The sequence below is a fragment of the Streptomyces polyrhachis genome (assembly GCF_042663125.1).
GTDB classification, from domain to species: Bacteria; Actinomycetota; Actinomycetes; order Streptomycetales; family Streptomycetaceae; genus Streptomyces; species Streptomyces polyrhachii.
The window spans coordinates 1-17,366 of record NZ_JBHSZO010000018.1 but is presented as its reverse complement, the minus strand read 5'-3'; the positions used below and the strand labels follow the sequence as shown (position 1 = coordinate 17,366).

General features: G+C 68.9%; 17 protein-coding genes. 16 read left to right on the top strand and 1 reads right to left on the bottom strand.

Annotation, left to right across the window (positions count from 1 at the left end):
* Window positions 1-42: 42 nt before the first annotated feature.
* The 15 genes from ACFQLX_RS13160 (at window position 43) to ACFQLX_RS13090 (ending at window position 14,806) form a co-directional block, all read left to right on the top strand.
* The gene (locus ACFQLX_RS13160; RefSeq protein ID WP_386414749.1) at window positions 43-1,302 is read left to right on the top strand and encodes an MCE family protein; all 1,260 of its coding nucleotides are present in this window, start codon (window positions 43-45) and stop codon (window positions 1,300-1,302) included.
* On the top strand, window positions 1,299-2,330 hold the full coding sequence (locus tag ACFQLX_RS13155; protein WP_386414641.1) for an MCE family protein: 1,032 nt from the start codon (window positions 1,299-1,301) through the stop codon (window positions 2,328-2,330). The genes ACFQLX_RS13160 and ACFQLX_RS13155 overlap by 4 nt, the downstream gene beginning before the upstream one ends.
* The gene (locus ACFQLX_RS13150) at window positions 2,327-3,367 is read left to right on the top strand and encodes an MCE family protein (protein WP_386414639.1); all 1,041 of its coding nucleotides are present in this window, start codon (window positions 2,327-2,329) and stop codon (window positions 3,365-3,367) included. The genes ACFQLX_RS13155 and ACFQLX_RS13150 overlap by 4 nt, the downstream gene beginning before the upstream one ends.
* Window positions 3,367-4,494: an MCE family protein gene (locus ACFQLX_RS13145; protein WP_386414637.1), complete on the top strand. Its 1,128-nt coding sequence runs from the start codon at window positions 3,367-3,369 to the stop codon at window positions 4,492-4,494. The genes ACFQLX_RS13150 and ACFQLX_RS13145 overlap by 1 nt, the downstream gene beginning before the upstream one ends.
* On the top strand, window positions 4,494-5,675 hold the full coding sequence (locus tag ACFQLX_RS13140) for an MlaD family protein (protein ID WP_386414636.1): 1,182 nt from the start codon (window positions 4,494-4,496) through the stop codon (window positions 5,673-5,675). Before ACFQLX_RS13145 ends, ACFQLX_RS13140 begins: the two co-directional genes overlap by 1 nt.
* The gene (locus ACFQLX_RS13135; protein WP_386414634.1) at window positions 5,675-6,892 is read left to right on the top strand and encodes an MCE family protein; all 1,218 of its coding nucleotides are present in this window, start codon (window positions 5,675-5,677) and stop codon (window positions 6,890-6,892) included. Before ACFQLX_RS13140 ends, ACFQLX_RS13135 begins: the two co-directional genes overlap by 1 nt.
* The gene (locus tag ACFQLX_RS13130) at window positions 6,893-7,387 is read left to right on the top strand and encodes a hypothetical protein (RefSeq protein WP_386414633.1); all 495 of its coding nucleotides are present in this window, start codon (window positions 6,893-6,895) and stop codon (window positions 7,385-7,387) included.
* Window positions 7,387-8,004, top strand: a complete 618-nt coding sequence (locus ACFQLX_RS13125; RefSeq protein WP_386414631.1) for a hypothetical protein — start codon at window positions 7,387-7,389, stop codon at window positions 8,002-8,004. Before ACFQLX_RS13130 ends, ACFQLX_RS13125 begins: the two co-directional genes overlap by 1 nt.
* A gap of 11 nt (window positions 8,005-8,015) precedes the next feature.
* The gene (locus ACFQLX_RS13120; RefSeq protein WP_386414630.1) at window positions 8,016-8,609 is read left to right on the top strand and encodes a hypothetical protein; all 594 of its coding nucleotides are present in this window, start codon (window positions 8,016-8,018) and stop codon (window positions 8,607-8,609) included.
* 9 nt (window positions 8,610-8,618) lie between these two features.
* Complete coding sequence (locus tag ACFQLX_RS13115) at window positions 8,619-9,338, top strand: hypothetical protein (protein WP_386414629.1); 720 nt, start codon at window positions 8,619-8,621, stop codon at window positions 9,336-9,338.
* 51 nt (window positions 9,339-9,389) lie between these two features.
* The gene (locus tag ACFQLX_RS13110) at window positions 9,390-9,941 is read left to right on the top strand and encodes a hypothetical protein (protein WP_386414628.1); all 552 of its coding nucleotides are present in this window, start codon (window positions 9,390-9,392) and stop codon (window positions 9,939-9,941) included.
* Entirely contained in the window at window positions 9,938-10,630 is a 693-nt protein-coding gene (locus ACFQLX_RS13105; RefSeq protein ID WP_386414627.1) for a DUF5819 family protein, read from the top strand. Before ACFQLX_RS13110 ends, ACFQLX_RS13105 begins: the two co-directional genes overlap by 4 nt.
* Window positions 10,627-11,871, top strand: coding sequence for an HTTM domain-containing protein (locus ACFQLX_RS13100; RefSeq protein WP_386414626.1), 1,245 nt, complete (start codon window positions 10,627-10,629; stop codon window positions 11,869-11,871). Before ACFQLX_RS13105 ends, ACFQLX_RS13100 begins: the two co-directional genes overlap by 4 nt.
* Window positions 11,872-12,350: 479 nt before the next feature.
* Window positions 12,351-13,595 carry a DUF6801 domain-containing protein gene (locus ACFQLX_RS13095; protein WP_386414625.1) on the top strand — a complete coding sequence of 415 codons (1,245 nt, stop codon included), beginning with the start codon at window positions 12,351-12,353 and terminating at the stop codon, window positions 13,593-13,595.
* A gap of 170 nt (window positions 13,596-13,765) precedes the next feature.
* On the top strand, window positions 13,766-14,806 hold the full coding sequence (locus ACFQLX_RS13090; RefSeq protein ID WP_386414624.1) for a WxL protein peptidoglycan domain-containing protein: 1,041 nt from the start codon (window positions 13,766-13,768) through the stop codon (window positions 14,804-14,806).
* Window positions 14,807-14,922: 116 nt separating this feature from the next.
* Here the strand turns inward: ACFQLX_RS13090 and ACFQLX_RS13085 are convergent, their stop codons facing one another.
* Entirely contained in the window at window positions 14,923-15,945 is a 1,023-nt protein-coding gene (locus ACFQLX_RS13085; RefSeq protein WP_386414623.1) for a DUF6801 domain-containing protein, read from the bottom strand.
* A gap of 619 nt (window positions 15,946-16,564) precedes the next feature.
* On the opposite strand from ACFQLX_RS13085, the gene ACFQLX_RS13080 reads away from it, so the two are divergent.
* Window positions 16,565-17,366 (top strand): DUF6801 domain-containing protein (locus ACFQLX_RS13080; protein ID WP_386414622.1); only part of this gene is annotated, 802 nt, incomplete at its 3' end.

Below are 17,366 nucleotides of genomic sequence, written 5' to 3'. Positions count from 1 at the left end.
GGCACCCGGAAGACAAAGGTCCGGTCCAGCGAGCGGTCCTTGATGTGGCGCAGGCGCGCGGGCGGGGTGGCCTACCTCGTGGTGCCCCTGCTGCTGATCGTGCTCTCGCTGGCGATCTACAACAAGCAGTTCACCCCCGCCGACACCGTCACCGTGCTGACCGGCCCGGTCGGCAACGAGATGCGCGTCGGCGCGGACGTCAAGCTCCGAGGCGTGATCATCGGCGAGGTCCGGAAGATCGACACCAATGGCGACCAGGCCCGTATGGTGCTGGCGATCAAGCCCGGCGCGCTCAAGAACGTCCCGGCGAACGTCACCGCGCAGATGCTGCCCACGACGCTCTTCGGCCAGCGGTACGTGGCCCTGGTGTCGCCCGCGGCGCCGGACGCCGTCCCGCTCGCACCCAACGCGACCATCCCCCAGAACCGCAGCTACAACGCGATCGAACTGGAGGAGACGCTCGACAACCTGATGCCGCTGCTCACCGCCGTGCAGCCGGCGAAGCTGGCGGCCACCTTGAGCGCGGTGTCCACCGCGCTCAACGGGCACGGCAAGGAGATCGGCACGGCGATCACCACGCTGGACGCCTACCTCAAGAAGTTCAACCCGCACCTGCCGGAGCTGAACGAGGACCTCAAGCAGTTCGTCGGCGTCAGCAACACCTACGCCGAGGCCGCCCCGGACATCGTCGACGCCCTCAAGGCGGCGACGACGACCACCGCGACCCTGGCGCAGCAGCGCGCCAAGCTGTCCAGCCTCTACACCTCCGTCACGGTCAGCTCCCAGGACCTCGACACCTGGCTGCGCGGCAACCGCGACAACCTCATCCAACTCACCTCCACCGCGCGTCCCACGCTGGAGCTGATGGCCCGCTACTCTCCGTCCTTTCCCTGCACGCTGGCCACCGTGGCCAACTTCGTGCCGGCGATGGACCGCGCCCTGGGCAAGGGCACCGATCGACCGGGCCTGCGGGTGAACGTCACGGTGGAGCCCTCGCGCGGGGCCTACCAGCCCGGCCGTGACGCCCCCGTCTACCGGGCCAACAGCGGCCCCGCCTGCTACTCCGTGCCCTTCAACGGGACAGGCCGGCCCGCCGGCGAGCGGCGCTCGGCCCCTGAGGTCACCGGTCAGACCCTGACCCGGGTGGACGGCGGACTGGGCCTTCCCAACTCACCGCAGGAGAACGCGCTGGTGAACGAACTGCTCGCGGCCCAGGCCCCGGCGGCTGCGGACACGCTGCCCAACTGGTCGAGCCTGCTCGCCGGCCCCGCCTTCCGCGGTGCGGAGGTGACGCTGCGATGACTGGACGCTCCCTTGCCGGCCCGCTGGTCAAATCGCTGATCTTCATCGTGCTGACCGGGCTCGCCACCGCCGTGCTGGCCATCTCCGTGGCGCAGACCTCGCTCGACAACACCACCACGTACAAGGCGTGGTTCACCGACACCACCGGCCTGATCGAGGGCGACTCGGTCCGGGCCGCCGGGGTGAAGGTCGGCCAGGTCGACTCGATCAAGGTGGTCAACCGCCGCTACGCGGAGGTCACCTTCTCGGTGGAGAGGCAACGGGCGCTGCCCGCCACGACCACCGCCGCGATCAAGTACCTGAACATGGTCGGACAGCGTTTCGTCGACCTCGACCGCGGTGCGGGGACCGCCAGCGGCGTTCTGGCGGCCGGCGACACCATCCCGCTGAAGCGGACCATGCCCTCCCTGGACCTCACCCAGCTGTTCAACGGCTTCCAGCCGCTGATGCGGGGCCTGTCCCCGAAGGACACCAACAAGCTCGCCGGCTCCTTGATCCAGGTCCTTCAGGGCGAGGGCGGGACCGTGACGTCGCTGATGGAGGTCGTGGGCTCGCTCACCACCACGCTGGCGGCGAAGGATCAGGTCATCGGCCAGGTGATCGACAACCTGAACACGGTGCTGAAGACGGTCAACGACCGTGAGGACCACTTCACCGAGCTGGTCGGCACCCTGCAGCAGGTCATCACCGGGTTCGCCGAGGACCGCCACACCATCGGCGCCGCCGTCCACTCGATGTCCGAACTCGCGGTCAGCACCGCGGACCTCTTCGAAGAGAGCCGCCCCGCCCTCAAGGACGGCATCCACCAGCTGGGCCAGGTCTCGCAGACGATGGCCGCCAACACCACGCTGCTGGAGAGCTTCCTCCAGAAGACCCCGCAGAAGATGCGCGTTCTGACCCGGGCCGCCTCCTACGGCTCCTGGCTGAACCTCTACCTCTGCGAGGCGAAGGTCACCGGTGTCACCACCTACGACGGCAGCCCGCCGCCCACCGGGATCGCGATCAAGGATGGACGGTGCCGCTCATGAAGCGCGCCCTTCGGCTGCCGCGTTGGCGGCGCAAGCCGCTCAGCGACCGCAACCCGTTGACGATCGCCCTGATCGGCCTGGTGCTGATGACGGTCCTCGGCCTCACCACGTACAACATCGAATCCATCGTCGGCAGCGGCACCACCTACACCGCCGAGTTCTCCGAGTCCGCCGGCCTGCGCGCCGGTGACGAGGTACGGGTCGCGGGCGTCAAGGTCGGCAAGGTCGAGACCGTCGCCCTGGACGGCGCCAAGGTGCGTGTCAGCTTCACCGTCAAGGACGCCTGGGTGGGCGCGGACAGCCGGGTCGGCATCGCCATCGCCACCCTGCTGGGCTCCAAGTACCTTGCCCTCGACCCGCTGGGGAGCAAGCCGCAGGACCCCGACAAGCGCATTCCGCTGGCCCGTACCAGCGCGCCGTACGACGTGATGGAGGCGTTCAACGGCCTCAGCACGACGGTCGGCGAGCTGGACAGCGCGAAGATCGCGATGAGCCTGGACGTCGTCGCCGAGACCTTCAAGGACACGCCGCCCGCGGTCCGCAAGGCGCTCGCCGGTATGTCCGCGCTGTCGCAGACCTTCGCCACCCGCAACACCCAGTTCGGTGATCTGCTGGCCAACACCCGCCGGATCACGACGACGATGAACAGCCAGAGCGCCGAGTTCGAGCGGCTGCTCAAGGACGGAAACCTGCTGCTGGGAGAGGTACGGGCCCGCCGCCAGGCCATTCACAACCTGCTGGTCGGCGCCCGCTCGCTCAGCACCCAGCTGATCGGGCTGGTACGGGACAACGAGACCCGGATCGGCCCGGCGCTCGACGCGCTGGACCGGGTCACCAAGGTCCTCGTCGACAACCAGGCCAACCTGGACAAGGCGCTTTCGCAGGCCGGCGCCTACTACCGGCTCGTCGGCAACACGTTGGGCAACGGACGCTGGTTGGACGGCTACATCTGCGGCCTCGTCCCCAACAGCTACCAGGCCCCCGGTCAGGCGCCGGTCTCCGGCTGCATGCCGCCCAAGATCGGAGGTCGGGGCTGATGGCCGCCAACAGGTTCGCCGGACTCGCCGCACGCCACGGCATGCGCCGGATCGTCGCCGTGGCGGTCGTGCTGACGCTGCTGGCCGCCGGCGCCGTCCAGGGCTTGCAGCGGCTCTTCGGCGAGAAGGACGGCATGCGGATCACGGCTGTCTTCGACAAGGCCATCGCCGTCCACCCCGGCTCCGATGTCCGCATCCTGGGCGTGCCCGCCGGCGAGGTCGAGAAGGTCGAGCCCAGCGGCACCCAGGTGAAGGTGACCCTGCGCGTCGACAAGGGCGTCAAGGTGCCGCTGACGGTACGGGCCGTGGTGGTCGCCCCGAGTGTGGTCTCCGGGCGTTTCATCCAGCTCTCCCCTCCCTACCAGGAGGGCCAGGCGATGCAGGAGGGCGGCGAGATCCCCCGGGAACTCACCGCCGCCCCGGTCGAGGTCGACGACCTCACCCGTTCGGTCACCGATCTGGTCCGCGCGCTGGGCCCCGGCGGCGTCAACCAGGACGGCGCGCTCTCCCGGTTCCTGGACGTCGGCGCCAAGAACCTCAAGGGCAACGGCAAGTACGTCAACGACACCATCCAGGCCCTCGGTGGCGCCTCGGCCGTACTGAACGGACACAGCGCCGAACTGGTCCGCGCCATCCAGGAGTTGGCGAAGTTCGTCGCCATGCTCAAGCGCAACGACGGGCAGATCGGCAAAGCCACCCAGCAGATCGCCGATGTGACGACCTTCCTCGCCGCCGACCGCGAGGAACTCGCCGCCGCGCTCAGCCAGCTCGGCACCGCGCTGGGGGAGATCAAGGTGTTCATCGCCGACAACAGAGGTCGGCTGAAGGGCAACGTCGACAAGCTCGCCAAGGTCACCGACACCCTGGTCAAGCAGCGCAAGTCGATCGCGGAAGCCCTCGACACCCTGCCGCTCGCCGGCCAGAACATCGAGAACGCCATCAACCCGAAGACCAACCGCATCAACGGCCGCGCCAACATCCTCGAAGCACTGCGCCTGACGACCAGCCCCCGCGGGGCGCTCGCGCCCGTCACCGAGGAGCAGGCGCGCACCCTGCCCGCACTGCCGCTGCCCTCTGTGGGCGGGCTGTACGGAACCACCGGTGACACCCAGGAAGGAGCCCGCTGATGGGCCGCAAAGCGGCACGCGTGGGCCTGGCCCTCTCCGCCGCCGTCACCCTGGCGGGACTGGCGATGATCCCCGGCTGCGGGGTGCCCTCCGTCCCCGGTATCCAGCAGCTTCCGCTGCCGGGCGGCGCCGACCTGGGCAACTACCCCTTCACGGTCGTCGCCGAGTTCCGGGACGTCGTCAGCCTCTTCCCGCAGTCCGCGGTGAAGGTCAACGACGTGGCGGTGGGCGAGGTCACCAAGGTCGAGTTGGGCAGGGACGGATGGACCGCCCGCGTCACCATGAAGGTCAACGGCAAGGTGTGGCTGCCGCAGAACACCTACGCCAACCTGGAGCAGTCCAGTCTGCTGGGGGAGAAGTTCATCCAGCTGGTCCCCCCGGGCTCGATGCGCTCCCGACCTGACCTGATCGACACCCAGACCGGCGTCAACGCCGCGTACAGCGCCAACCGCGGACGGCTGCGGGACGGCGCGGTCATCCCGCTGATCCGCACCAACCGCAACCCGGAGATCGAGGAGGCGTTCGGCGCCCTGTCCCTCCTGCTCAGCGGCGGCGGGGTGGAGAAGATCCACACCATCACCACCGAGCTGAACAACGCCCTGGACGGAAACCAGGCCCCGGCGCGCTCCCTGCTCACCCAGATCAACACACTGGCCAAGAACCTGGACAAGAACAAGGAGCAGATCACCGCCGCCATCGACGGGATGAACCGGCTCTCCTCCACCCTGGCCCAGCGCGGCCCCGGCATCGGCCAGGCCATCGACGGCCTCCCCGAGGGGCTGAAGGTGCTCAGGGACCAGCGCGGCGCGCTCGTCACCATGCTGCGCTCCTTGAACTCCCTCTCCGGCGTCGCGGTGGACACCCTCGACCGCAGCAAGAAGGACCTGGTGGCCGACCTCAAGGCGCTGGAGCCGATCCTGCGCAACCTCGACGAGGCAGGCCAGGACCTTCCCGACTCCCTCCAGGTGATGTTCACCTACCCCTTCACCGACGAGGTGCTGAGCGGGGTCAAGGGCGACTACCTGAACGTCTACCTGAACATGGCGGCCGCCCCGGGCAGCACCGAACTCATCGGGCCCATCACCGACGCGACCGAGACACAGCGATCCGCCGGCCAACTGCCCGTACTGCCCGGCCTGTCCGGCTCGGGCACCACCATCATCGAGGGAGGCGGGAACTGATGCTGACGCTCAGTACACACCTGCGGAACCTGGCCTTCCTCCTCCTGGGCGCCGTAGTCCTCTCCTACATCGGCGTGGTCTACGCGGACGTGGGCCGCTACGTCGGCGTCCGCGACTACTACACGGTGTCGGTGGAACTGCCCGCCGCCGCCGGCGTGTACCCCAACTCCAACGTGACCTACCGCGGGGTGGACGTCGGCCGGATCGGGGCCATCGACCTGACCGCCGACGGGGTGCGCGCCCAGGTCCGTATCGACAAGAGCAGCCCGGACATTCCCGCCGATCTCAAGGTGACCCTCGCCAACCTCTCGGCGGTCGGCGAGCAGTACCTGGAGTTGACCCCCAACTCCGACGGCGCCCCCTACCTCCACGACGGCTCCACGGTGCTGCGGACGCAGACCACGCTTCCGCCGCCGGTCACCGAGGTGCTGGACGGGGTCAACGAGCTGTCCGGCTCCGTCGACCTGGACGATCTGCGCACGGTGGTGGACGAGTTGGGCACCAGCTTCCAGGGGCGCGGGCAGGATCTGCAGATCCTGGTGCGCACCGGCGCCGAGTTCATCGACGCCGCCTACCAGGCACTGCCCGACACCACGAGCCTGCTCGTCGACTCGCAGACCGTGCTGAGGACGCAGAACGCCAACTCGCGGGCACTGAAGGACTTCGGCAAGGGCATCAACCAGCTCGCGAAGCAGCTGGAGACCTCCGACGCCGACATCCGCACGCTCATCCAGCGCACCCCCGAGGCGGCCAACCAGTTCACCGGCCTGCTCCGGGACACCGATCCGGGCTTCTCGCTGGTGCTGGCGAACCTGCTGACCACCTCGGAGCTGCTCTTCACCCGCCAGCGCGGCACCGAGGAACTGCTGGTCCGCATCCCCCGGATCGCCGCCGCCGGAGCGACCGCTGTCGGACCCACCGGTGTCCAGTTCGGCCTGGTCCCCACCTTCTTCCAGCCGCTTCCCTGCGTGGAGGGCTACGGGGGCACTACCTACCGTAACGGCCTTGACAGTGCTGACACCGTGCCGAACACTGGCGCGACCTGCACCGCAAGCCCCCAGACGGGCAAGAACGTGCGCGGATCGGGCAATGCGCCCGGAGGTGGTTCCGTGCCCGCTCCCGCCACGCCGGGGGCGCCTGTGGACAGCGCACACAGAGACAGCTCCTCCGCCACCTCGACCGTGGACCTTGGCGGACGATCGGGACTGGAGGAGTAAGTGCGAGGCCTCAGCTATGCCGCCGCGGCACTGGCCGCCGTCTACTGCGGGTACGCCGGCTACTCCTACGCCGAGACCCGCGGCAGCGACGACCTCGCCCTCGCGAAGGCGAGGAGCGCCGCCCTGGACGCGGGCAGCGAGCACATAGCGAGGCTCAGCTCCCTCGACGGAGAGCACCCCGAGCAGGGGCTGAAGCGCTGGCAGGAGGCCACCACCGGGGCGCTCCACGAGGAGCTGGTCCGCAGCGGGAAGCAGAGCGCCGCCACCCTTCGGCAGCAGGGCACCCGTACGGAGGGCACCATCACCGACGCCGCTCTCACCCGGCTCGACGAGCCGGGCGGGCAGGCCGGGATCATCGCGACGGTACGGGTCGAGGTGCGGCCCCGCGGCGGCGAGCCCTCCACTGAGCGCAGGCGCTGCGAAGGCGAGCTGCGGCGCACCCCGCAGGGCTGGAAACTCAGCTCGCTGAAGATCCTCACCCCGGGGGTGGCGTGATGGCGTCGTTGGACGAGCGGCCGCGCACGGAGCGCCTCGCGGCCGCTGAGGCCGCTGAGGCCGCCGGATCCGCTGAGGCCGCCGGGTCGGAGCGCGCCCGCGAACGCCGGGAGTCCGCCCGCCGCCGCCGCGGCCTGGCCGCCGGCCTGCTGGCCGCTGTCCTCACCCTCACCGGGGGTGCCCTGACCTTCGTGGACTGGCGGACCGCCGCCTCGGTCGACACCGCCAACACCGCGCTCACCGACGAGGAGGCCACCGACCGGGTGGCGGCCGAGGTCGGTACCGCGCTCGCCCGGGTCTTCAGCTACACCCCCGACAGCCTCGCCGCCACCGAACGCCAGGCCGCGGAGCTGATGCGCGGACAGGCGGCCCGCGAGTACCGCGAGCTGATGGCCCGGCTGCGCGGGCGGGTCGTCGAGCAGAAGCTCAGCCTCACGACCGAGGTGGTACGGGTCGGTGTCGCGGAGCTGAGCGGCGACACCGCCCGGCTGCTCCTCTTCCTCGACCAACGCACGCAACGCGCTGGAGCCAAAGCCACCACCGTGGCGGCCCAGCTCTCGGTGACCGCCCGGTTCCATGGCGGTCAATGGCAGATCTACCAGCTCACCGCACGCTAGGAGCCCCGACAGTGGCCGACGAAGTCCATGCCCAGGCTGACCGCGACGCCGCCTCCGGCAGCGTTGCCGGCCGGTCGATGCTGGGAGCCGCGCTCGCGTTGACGCTCCTCGCCGCCGCCTTCGCCTCCTGGTCGGGCTATGCCTGGCAGAGCGCCGCCGGCGATGACCGTGCCGCCTTCGCCAAGACCCGCGAGGAGGTGCTGGCCGTCGGTGAGCAGGCCGTCATCAACCTCCACACCCTCGACTTCCGGGACCTTCGAAAGGGCCGGGCGGTCTGGGAGGAGTCCGCGACCGGGGACGTCCTGTCGGACCTGCGGCAGAACTGGGACGCCTTCTCCAAGCAGGTCGTGGAGCGCAAGTCCGTCACCAGCGCGAAGACGCTCTCCGGCGCCGTCACCGAACTCAACACGCACGAGGGCAAGGCGGAGATCATGGTCGCCCTGCGGGTGAGCGTATCGCTCGCGGGAGCCAAGCCCTCGACCAGGGAGAGCCGCATGCTGGCCACGCTGACCAAGACCGCCGAGGGCTGGAAGGCAAGCCGCCTGTACGCCGCTCCGCTGGCCGAGAACCCGGTGGATCCGGCTCCCGCGGAAACGGGGAAGTGAGGAAGCGTCATGTCCACTACCCGTCACCTTGTCAACCGCCGCCGCCGGCTCGCCGCCGCCGAGCGGGACAACCCCGACCGTACGACGCCCGCCGCGCTCCTCGTCAAGGAGCGGCCCGGGGCGCCCGTACGGAAGAAGCCCTCCCCGGGCAGGGGAAGGCGGGGGACCACGGGCGGCGGGGACGCCCCCGCCGCCGCCGACGGGCCCCGCGCCCGGCGGCGCGTCCCCTGGATACCGGTACTCGTCGCCCTCACCCTGGCGTTCGGCGCCTTCGGTGGCTTCGCGAGTTCCCGTGCCGAGGCACTGCGTGATTCGCCCTCCCGCAGCAACACGGCGCTCAGCGACACCGTCCGTACGAGCGAGGTCACCGGGATGGTCAAGAAGGCCGTCGCGGATGTCTTCTCGTACGACTTCACCGCTCCGCAGCGACAGGAGGCAGCCGCCAAGGAGCAGTTGCGGGGAGCGGCGGTCGAGCAGCACAAGAAGCTGGTCGCCGGTGTCGTCCAGCAGGGAGCGCAGCTCAAGACCAAGCTCACCACCACGGTCACCGACATCGGTGTGGTGCTGATCGAGGGCGATCGTGCCCGGGTCCTGGTCTACGCAGACATGATCAACATCAGCACCGCCAAGGGCGGTGGCACCGCCGCGTCAGCGGCGATGTTCGCCGTCGACGCCGCCTATGAGGGCGGCGGTTGGCGGATCACCAGTATCGACACCTTCGGCCGCTAGCGGCGAGGGGAGCGCTGCGGCGCCCGAAGCAAGGGACATGGAGGGCACGACGTGTTGTTGCGAAAGATAGCCGCCACCGCCGCGGTGGTCTGCGCCGCACTGGCCTTGACCGGCTGCGGTTCCGACGACGGGCCGAAGCAGACACCGGGACTGAACTGGGCCGACGGGCTGTGCCAGCAGCTCGACAAGAGTGGCGACATGGTCAGCTTCCCCGAGGTCGACATGAAGAAGCCCAAGGAAGCCCAGGCGAGCATGCTGGTGTTCCTCACCGCGATGGACACCCAGCTCGGCGCCGTTGAGAAGTGGATGAAGAAGACCGGCGCCCCGGAGGTCGACGGTACGAAGGAGGGGTACGACAAGGCGGTCGCCAACCTCGCCCACACCCGCTCCGAGCTGGGCAAGGCGAGGACGAAGCTCAAGGACGCCAAGGTCACCACGACCGGTTCGCTGGTGAAGGTCCTCGCGTCCCTGGACAAGGACATGGCCGCCCTCAACGACTACGCCGGTCCGCATGAGGAGCTGAAGAAGAACGAGGCCCTTAAGCCGGCATTCGCGGAGGCACCCAAGTGCCTGCTCGTGGAGAAGGAGACCAAGGGCTCATGACCGCGACCATGGAGAAGGAAGCCCTCGCGGCGGAAGGGGACGGGAGAGGAATCTCCGGGCCTGAACCGTTGTCACGGGTGCAGCGCTGGTTCGTCATCGGCGTCGCCACCCTGATCGCCGCCGCGGTGACGCTGCACATCGGTATCACCGTCGTAGCGGCGGGTCCCGACACGGAGCTCTCCCGACGCTACGAGACGCAGATCAACGAGTACACGCAGCCGGAGTTCTACCAGAGCTGGTCGCTTTTCGCCCCGGCACCGATGAACACCACCGCCGTACACGCCCGGTTGGAACTGCGCGGCCCCAACGGTGTGCACCAGACCGGCTGGTTCAATCTGGACGTGGTGGATCTCTACCACATTCAGCATGCCCCGATTCCACGGCGCACGGTGTCGCTGATGAACGGCTGGCTGCGCCAGGTTCCGTACCACTCGCCTGAGGATCGTGCCAAGAACGTACCGCTGACCACTGACCGCGAGGCGCAGCGGGTCATGACCCGGCAGATCCTCGACCGGATGGACAAGCTGGTCGGCGATGAGACGCCGGTGCGGATTCAGATCCGTGCCGTCACGACCCCGCAGCCGTCGCCCTCCTGGGTGGATGCCAAGCGCTCGCTGCGAGCCGGGGTTCAGGAGCACGAGTGGTGGCAGGTCGAGGCAGCAGACCGGAAGGGGGGTTCGGAGAAATGAGCAAGGTCGACGAGCTGGCGGACGAGGACCAGCGGCTGCTGTGGCCACTGGTGGACAAGATCTCACACTCCTCCTTCGCGCTGAGGCAGTTGGCGGCCGTCCGCATCCTCATGGGTGTGGCCCTTTTCGGGCTGCTGGTCCGCAACTTCCCCTACCGGCACGAGCTGTACGGCCCTGACGGTTACTACAGCTTTGAGCTGTGGAAGGCTATGCAGGGGACCTCAGGGGTCTTCGGCTGGTCGTCCTCCGAGCTGTGGTTCGAGTTCCTGTACGCCTTGGCCATCGTGGTCTCGGTGGCCCTGATCATCGGTTGGCGCACCCGGTTGGTCTCGGCGGTTTTCTGCCTGATCGTGGTGGGGCTGCACGCCCGGCTCTTCGTGGGGCTCAGCGGTGGGGACATGATCCTGCGGATCACCTCCCTGCTGCTGCCGTTCACCAACTGCGGTGCGGCCTGGTCGCTGGACGCACGCCGGCGCCGTCGCAAGGGTGACGAGCCTGACCTCACCGGTCGGATTCTCCTCGCCGTCTCCGGCCTGGCGCTGGTCGCGATGAGCTTCCAGGGCTACTACTCCTGGAAGTACTTCCTGGCGCTGTGGCTGCTGTGGGCCGCGCACCCGCTCGCGTACGTCCTGCGGGGCTCGGCCTCATGGAGCGCGGTGTTCAACCGGATCTCCAACCTGGCCAGCAATAGCGTGCTGGTGCTGATCGGAGCGCAGCTCTGCGTGGTCTACCTGGCCGCGAGCTGGTACAAGATCCAGCACCCGGAGTGGCAGGACGGCACCGGCGTGTACTGGTCGATGCTTGGCGACGACCACTACAACAGCTGGCCCGAGCTGAGCGAGTTCCTGGCGCGCAGCCCGATCGTCATCCTCATCCTTACCTGGGGCACGGTGCTGCTCCAGTGCGCCTTCCCCTTCGCGCTGTTCAGCCGCAAGGTGAAGAACGTCCTGCTGATCCTGCTGCTCGGTGAGCACATCGGTATCGGCGTGATGATGGCGCTCCCCTTCTTCTCGATCCAGGTGATCGCCGCCGACATGGTCTTCGTGTCGACGGCCTGGATGCTGTACGTGGAGAGGTACGCGGGCATCGGGTACGCGGCGGTGGCCGCCCGGGCGCCTTCCAGGCTGCGCAAGCGCAAGGCCGGCGTGCCCAAGTCGGGGAAGCCGGCGAAGGCGGCCGGGGACGGCGCGGGCGACGCCGCGTCCAACCCGGAGGCCGTACCGGCGGAAGTCGCGAACTGAGAACGGACCGCGGTCGCCGCCATCACGGGCGTCGCCCCCCCCGCGCGCCAATGCGGGAGGGCGACGCCCGCCGGTTGCCGGTGGACGGTCTCCGTTGCTCGGCGGTGGTGCTTATCGCGTCGGAGCAAGCGAGATCCAGATCATCACCGTTGTGTGGCGAGCCTGTGAACACCCCTGTCTGAATGTCCCGTTCCACCCGCTCCTGGATTTGGGGACTGGTCGTGGCTGCCAAGAAATGACGGCGCAGTGCTCACTGCCCTGATAAGAAACCACGGCATCGGAACGCGGGCAAAAGGGCCCGCTTATGTGCCATTGACCACACCGCTTACTCATCAGTACTTTACGTGCTGGAAACGCAGCCAGCTTCGGAGCTCGTCCACCAAGCAACGGCGTTCCTGCTTCGGCGACATCATTCGCGTCGAAGCTCCACTCAGTGTCCGTGCCCAGTGATGACGCACACGAACACGAAGGGTAGCTCTATGCGAGCCTCCAAGAAGACCCGGGCGAAGATCGCCGCGGCGGTTGCCGCGGCGGGAGTCACCGCGGGCCTCCTCGCGGTGCTGGCGCCCACCAACGCCAACGCCGTCCCGGTGAACCTGACGCAGAACTACACCTGTAGCTTCCCGCTCATCGGTGACGCGACGATCGGGATCGACATCGCGTCGGACATGCCCGCTCAGATTGTCAAGGGTGTTCCGACCGGCATCTTCCAGATCCTGGCCGACGCCCATGTCCCGGGGAACGCCACGGACGGTCTGAACATGGTCGGCGCCCAGTCGATATCCGGCAAGGCCGTCGCGACGGCTGTCGTGACGCGCCCGGGTCAGACCAACCTGACCGTCAACGTCACCACCGCGGTCGCCCCGGCGGCCGTGCCGCAGGACGGAACGGCCTTCGACATGAAGGCCACCGGCCAGACCCCGTCGCTGACGTTCCAGAACCTCGGCACCGGCCAGATCGACGTCAACGCGATCAAGCTGGTCGACATGGTCGCCCTGGACGCCGCCGGCAACCCGGTCAACTGGGGCTTGAACGACAACGGTGGCAACGCCGACCCGCTCAAGTTCAACGCCAGTTGCACCCGCGGTGCGGGCTCGACCGTCCTGCACACCTTCGAGGTGGTCGACGAGCCGGTTGCCGCTCCGGCCCCGGCCCCCGCCCCGGCCCCGGAGCCCGCCCCGGCCCCGGAGCCTGCGCCCGAGCCCGCCCCGGCCCCGGAGCCCGCCCCGGCCCCGGCCCCGGCCCCGGCTGAGGGCAGCGGCCTCGACCAGAACCTGACCAGCACCGTCAACACCGCGCCGCCCGTCGGCACGTTGTCGATGACGCAGGCGGGTACCTCCGTGGCGCTGTCCACGGTGGAGAAGGGGGGTACCTCCACGGGTGCGCTCAACACGGTGACGGTCTCCGACACCCGCTCCAGCGGTGCCGCGTGGAACCTCACGGGCAAGGTCTCGGACTTCACGGGAGCCGGTGGCACCATCCCCGCGGGCAACCTGAGCTGGACCCCCGCCTGCGCCACCGGCGCCGGCTCTGACGCCACCTGTGTCCCGGGTACGCCGGGCACCGTCGGCACTGTCGGTGCCACCCTCGCGAGCGCTCCGGCGGCCGCGAGCGGCGTGGCGCGCACCAACAGCTTCGCCGCGGACGCCGGGCTCAGCCTGGCCATCCCCGGTGACGCTGCCAACGGCGACTACAACGCCACCCTCACGCTGACCCTGCTCTAAGCGGACTCTTGCTCAACCGGGCACTGTCAGGTTGAGTGAAAGCCTCTGGGACTCAGCACCGCAACACCCCGGGTGGGGTCCTCCGCTACGGCGGCGGACCCCACCCTCCGGCGGTTCTTGCCCGCGAAACCACTCTCCCTCCTGTCACACTTCGAACTTCTGGGGCCACCATGCACGAAGGAAGCGCACCCGCCAGCCATGTCCGCCTCGCGGTCTCGCTCCTCCTCAGTCTCGCCCTGTGCCTACTGGCCGCGGTGAGCCTCAGTGGTCCAGCCCAAGCCGCCGACAACGGGCACTGGTCGATCTTCCCCGCGCACGCCAAGGGCGAACAGCCGGGCAAGATAACAGACTTCCGGCTGACAGCCGACCAAGGTCAGGTCTTCCAGGAGAAGATCGCCATCCTGAACCACACCGACGCTCCCAAGACCTTCCTCGTCTACGCGGCGGACGCCTACAACACCGCGCGCGATGGCGGGCTGGCGGTGAAGGACATGGAGGAGAAGCAGAAGGGCGTCGGCAGTTGGATCGAGCTGAAGCGCACGAAGGTCACCGTGGCGCCGAAGAAGGAAGTGGAGATCCCCTTCACCCTCACGGTGCCGGCGCGGGCCGAACCCGGTGACCACGTCGGCGCCGTCCTGGCGATGGACGAGAAGACCAGCAAGTCCGAGACCGATTCCAGCGTGAAGGTCCGCCGCTCCGTCGGTACCCGGGTCTACGTCTCGGTCGCCGGTACACGGACGACCGAGCTGAGCCTTGAGAACGTCCGCTTTGACTACGACCCGCCGCTCATCCCCGGTACCGGCGAGCCCGCCACGATCCGCTACACCCTGGTGAACAGCGGAAACGTCATGATCAAGCCGCTCATGGATCTGAAGTCCAAGGGCTTCCTCGGCCGCTCCGCGCTCAGCCTGGATGACCGGCAGCTGCCCACAGAACTGCTGCCCGGCCAGCGGGTCGACATCGTGCAGGAGTGGAAGAGCCCGCCGTTCCTCGACTTCGGCGACATCGAGGTCATCGCGGGCGATGCGGAGGGCGAGCAGGTCAAGACCGTCACCCTCTCGTACAGCACCACCAACTGGATCTCGGTGACGCTCCTGGTGGTCCTCCTGGTACTGGCTGTCGTCGGCATCTTCCTCTACCGGCGCCGCCAGTCCGCCACTGGCGACGGCGAGGACGAGAGTGAGGACAGCCGGGTACCCGAGACCGTCTGACGCTCTGCCGCACGGCTCGCTTCGTATACGCGGCGAATAATCCGAAGGGGCGGCCCCTCTCGTGGTCGAGAGGGGCCGCCCCTTATCGTCGTACCGCGTCGAATGCCCCGCCGTGACTACGCGGGGCTCTGGGACTCCCGGCGGGCGCGGAGGCGTGCGGGCAGGTAGTGGGCACCGCCTATGCCCAGGGCGCTGAGCAGACCGGCGATGGCCAGGAGCCAACCCGCCTGCGTCGCCCCCGTGTCCGCGAGGCCGCCGTCGCTGGAGCCCACCCGGGCGCTCAGGGTCACGGTGCCGGCTCCACCGCTGGTGGTCGCCGCGCTGTCGGCGCCCTCCGTATCCGTCGGAGCCGCCGTCGCACCGGTGCTGTCCTGCCCCGCGCTGTCCTGGTCATCGGCGCTCTGCCCTGAGTCGGCCTGATCGACCGCCCCTTCCCCGCTCGTCGTCTCCGTTGTGTCGATGGCGTCACCGGGGAGGGCGGCCTTGGCTCGGGGTGCGCTCTCGGCGACCGTGAAGCGTGTGAGTGTGACGTCCTGGTCCTTCGAGGAGAGCGCGCAGGGTGCGGACCAGGAGCGCTGGGCGTTCAGAGGTACCACCGCCCCGGAACCGTCCCGCGCGGTGATCCCCCGCAGCCACAGCCCTGTCACCTCAATGCTGCCTACTCCAGCCGAACTCAGACCCATCTCAGGGGTCTTGCCGAGCGCGCGCAGGGCGAGTCGGCCTTCGGGAGCGTCTGGAGCGTTCGGGGCGAGTGTGGCTGTGACAACCGTATCGGCCGCGTCCTGGCCTGGGCGGCGGATGGTGAGCGCGAGAAGGACGTCTCCTGTGAACGAGCGGGCCGCTCCCAAAGCGGACGACGTCACCGCTTCCGCGCTGAGCTGGATGTCGGCTGCCAGCGTGGCACCCGGGGCCACTGTCTGGGCGCGTATCCGATCGGGAGCCTCGCTCCGCACCGCCAACGTGACCGGGCTGGTGGCGCCGTTGGCGAACTGGCAGGTGTAGTCCTGCTGGAGGGCTGCCGAGGCGGCCCCGGCTTCACCGGCGGCGAACAACGCGAGGGACGCCCCCGAGGCTCCCATACCGACGACCAGTGCCAGCCCCCACCGCGAACTCGTCCTGGAAAGCCGCCGTGCTGTCATGATCTACCCTTCGCCGCGCCTAGGTGAACGTGTGGCAGACACGGAGCGTAGTTACGGCTCGGAGAGCCAGTCAATGCGGCGGAACGCTCTTGCGCGACAAGTGAGTGGATGCGCTGGCGAAGCTGTCCAGATGGTACGAGGCCCGATGGTCAACTCCTGGCGGATGAACTTCGTTGTTACCCTGCCGAAAAAATCATGGACGACCTCGAAACGTGATCGCCCATGCACCGTGTGGAGTCAATGCTGACCCTCGTTGCCAATGCCGACGGGCCCTCCACTCACCTTGCTTACAAAGAATCAGGCCGCCTGGCCGGCGGGTGCGAAAGCTTCTGATGTGCCATTGACCACATGTCCTACCGGTCAGTATTTTACGTCCTGGTAACGCGGCCGTTCCGGCGCTCGGCAACCGAGATCAGGCCTTCCGGCTTCGACGGGACTCCTTCTCGTCGAAGGCTTGAAAAGTGTCCGTGCCTTAGTCATCACGCACACGAACACGAAAGGTAGCTCTATGCGAGCCTCCAAGAAGACCAGGGTGAAAATCGCCCTGGCTGCCACCACCGCGGCGGGTGTTACGGCCGGTCTGGTAACGGTTCTGGCACCTGGCGCCAACGCCGTCCCGGTGAGCCTGACGCAGAACTACACCTGTAGCTTCCCGCTCATCGGTGACGCGACGATCGGGATCGACATCGCGTCGGACATGCCCGCCAAGATGGAGCGGGGTGTTCCGACCGGCATCTTCCAGATCCTGGCCGACGCCCATGTCCCGGGGAACGCCACCGACGGTCTGAACATGGTCGGCGCCCAGTCGCTCTCCGGCAAGGCCGTCGCGACGGCTGTCGTGACGCGTCCGGGTCAGACCAACCTGCCCGTCAACGTCACCACCGCGGTCGCCCCGGCGGCCGTGCCGCAGGACGGATCGGCCTTCGACATGAAGGCCACCGGCCAGACCCCGTCGCTGACGTTCCAGAACCTCGGCGCCGGCAAGATCGACGTCAACGCGCTCAAGCTGGTCGACATGGTCGCCCTGGACGCCGCCGGCAACCCGGTCGACTGGGGCTTGAACGACAACGGTGGCAACGCCGACCCGCTCAAGTTCAACGCGGCCTGCGTTCGTAATGCGGGCGACACGCTGCTGCACACCTTCGAGGTAGTGGACGAGACCGAGGCCCCCGGCCCGGCCCCGGCCCCGGCCCCGGAGCCCGCCCCTGCGCCGGAGCCCGCTCCGGCCCCGGAGCCTGCGCCGGAGCCCGCTCCGGCCCCGGAGCCCGCGCCCGAGCCTGCGCCGGAGCCCGCCCCGGCCCCGGAGCCTGCGCCCGAGCCTGCCCCGGCCCCGGAGCCTGCGCCCGAGCCTGCCCCGGCCCCGGAGCCTGCGCCGGAGCCCGCTCCGGCCCCGGAGCCTGCGCCGGAGCCCGCTCCGGCCC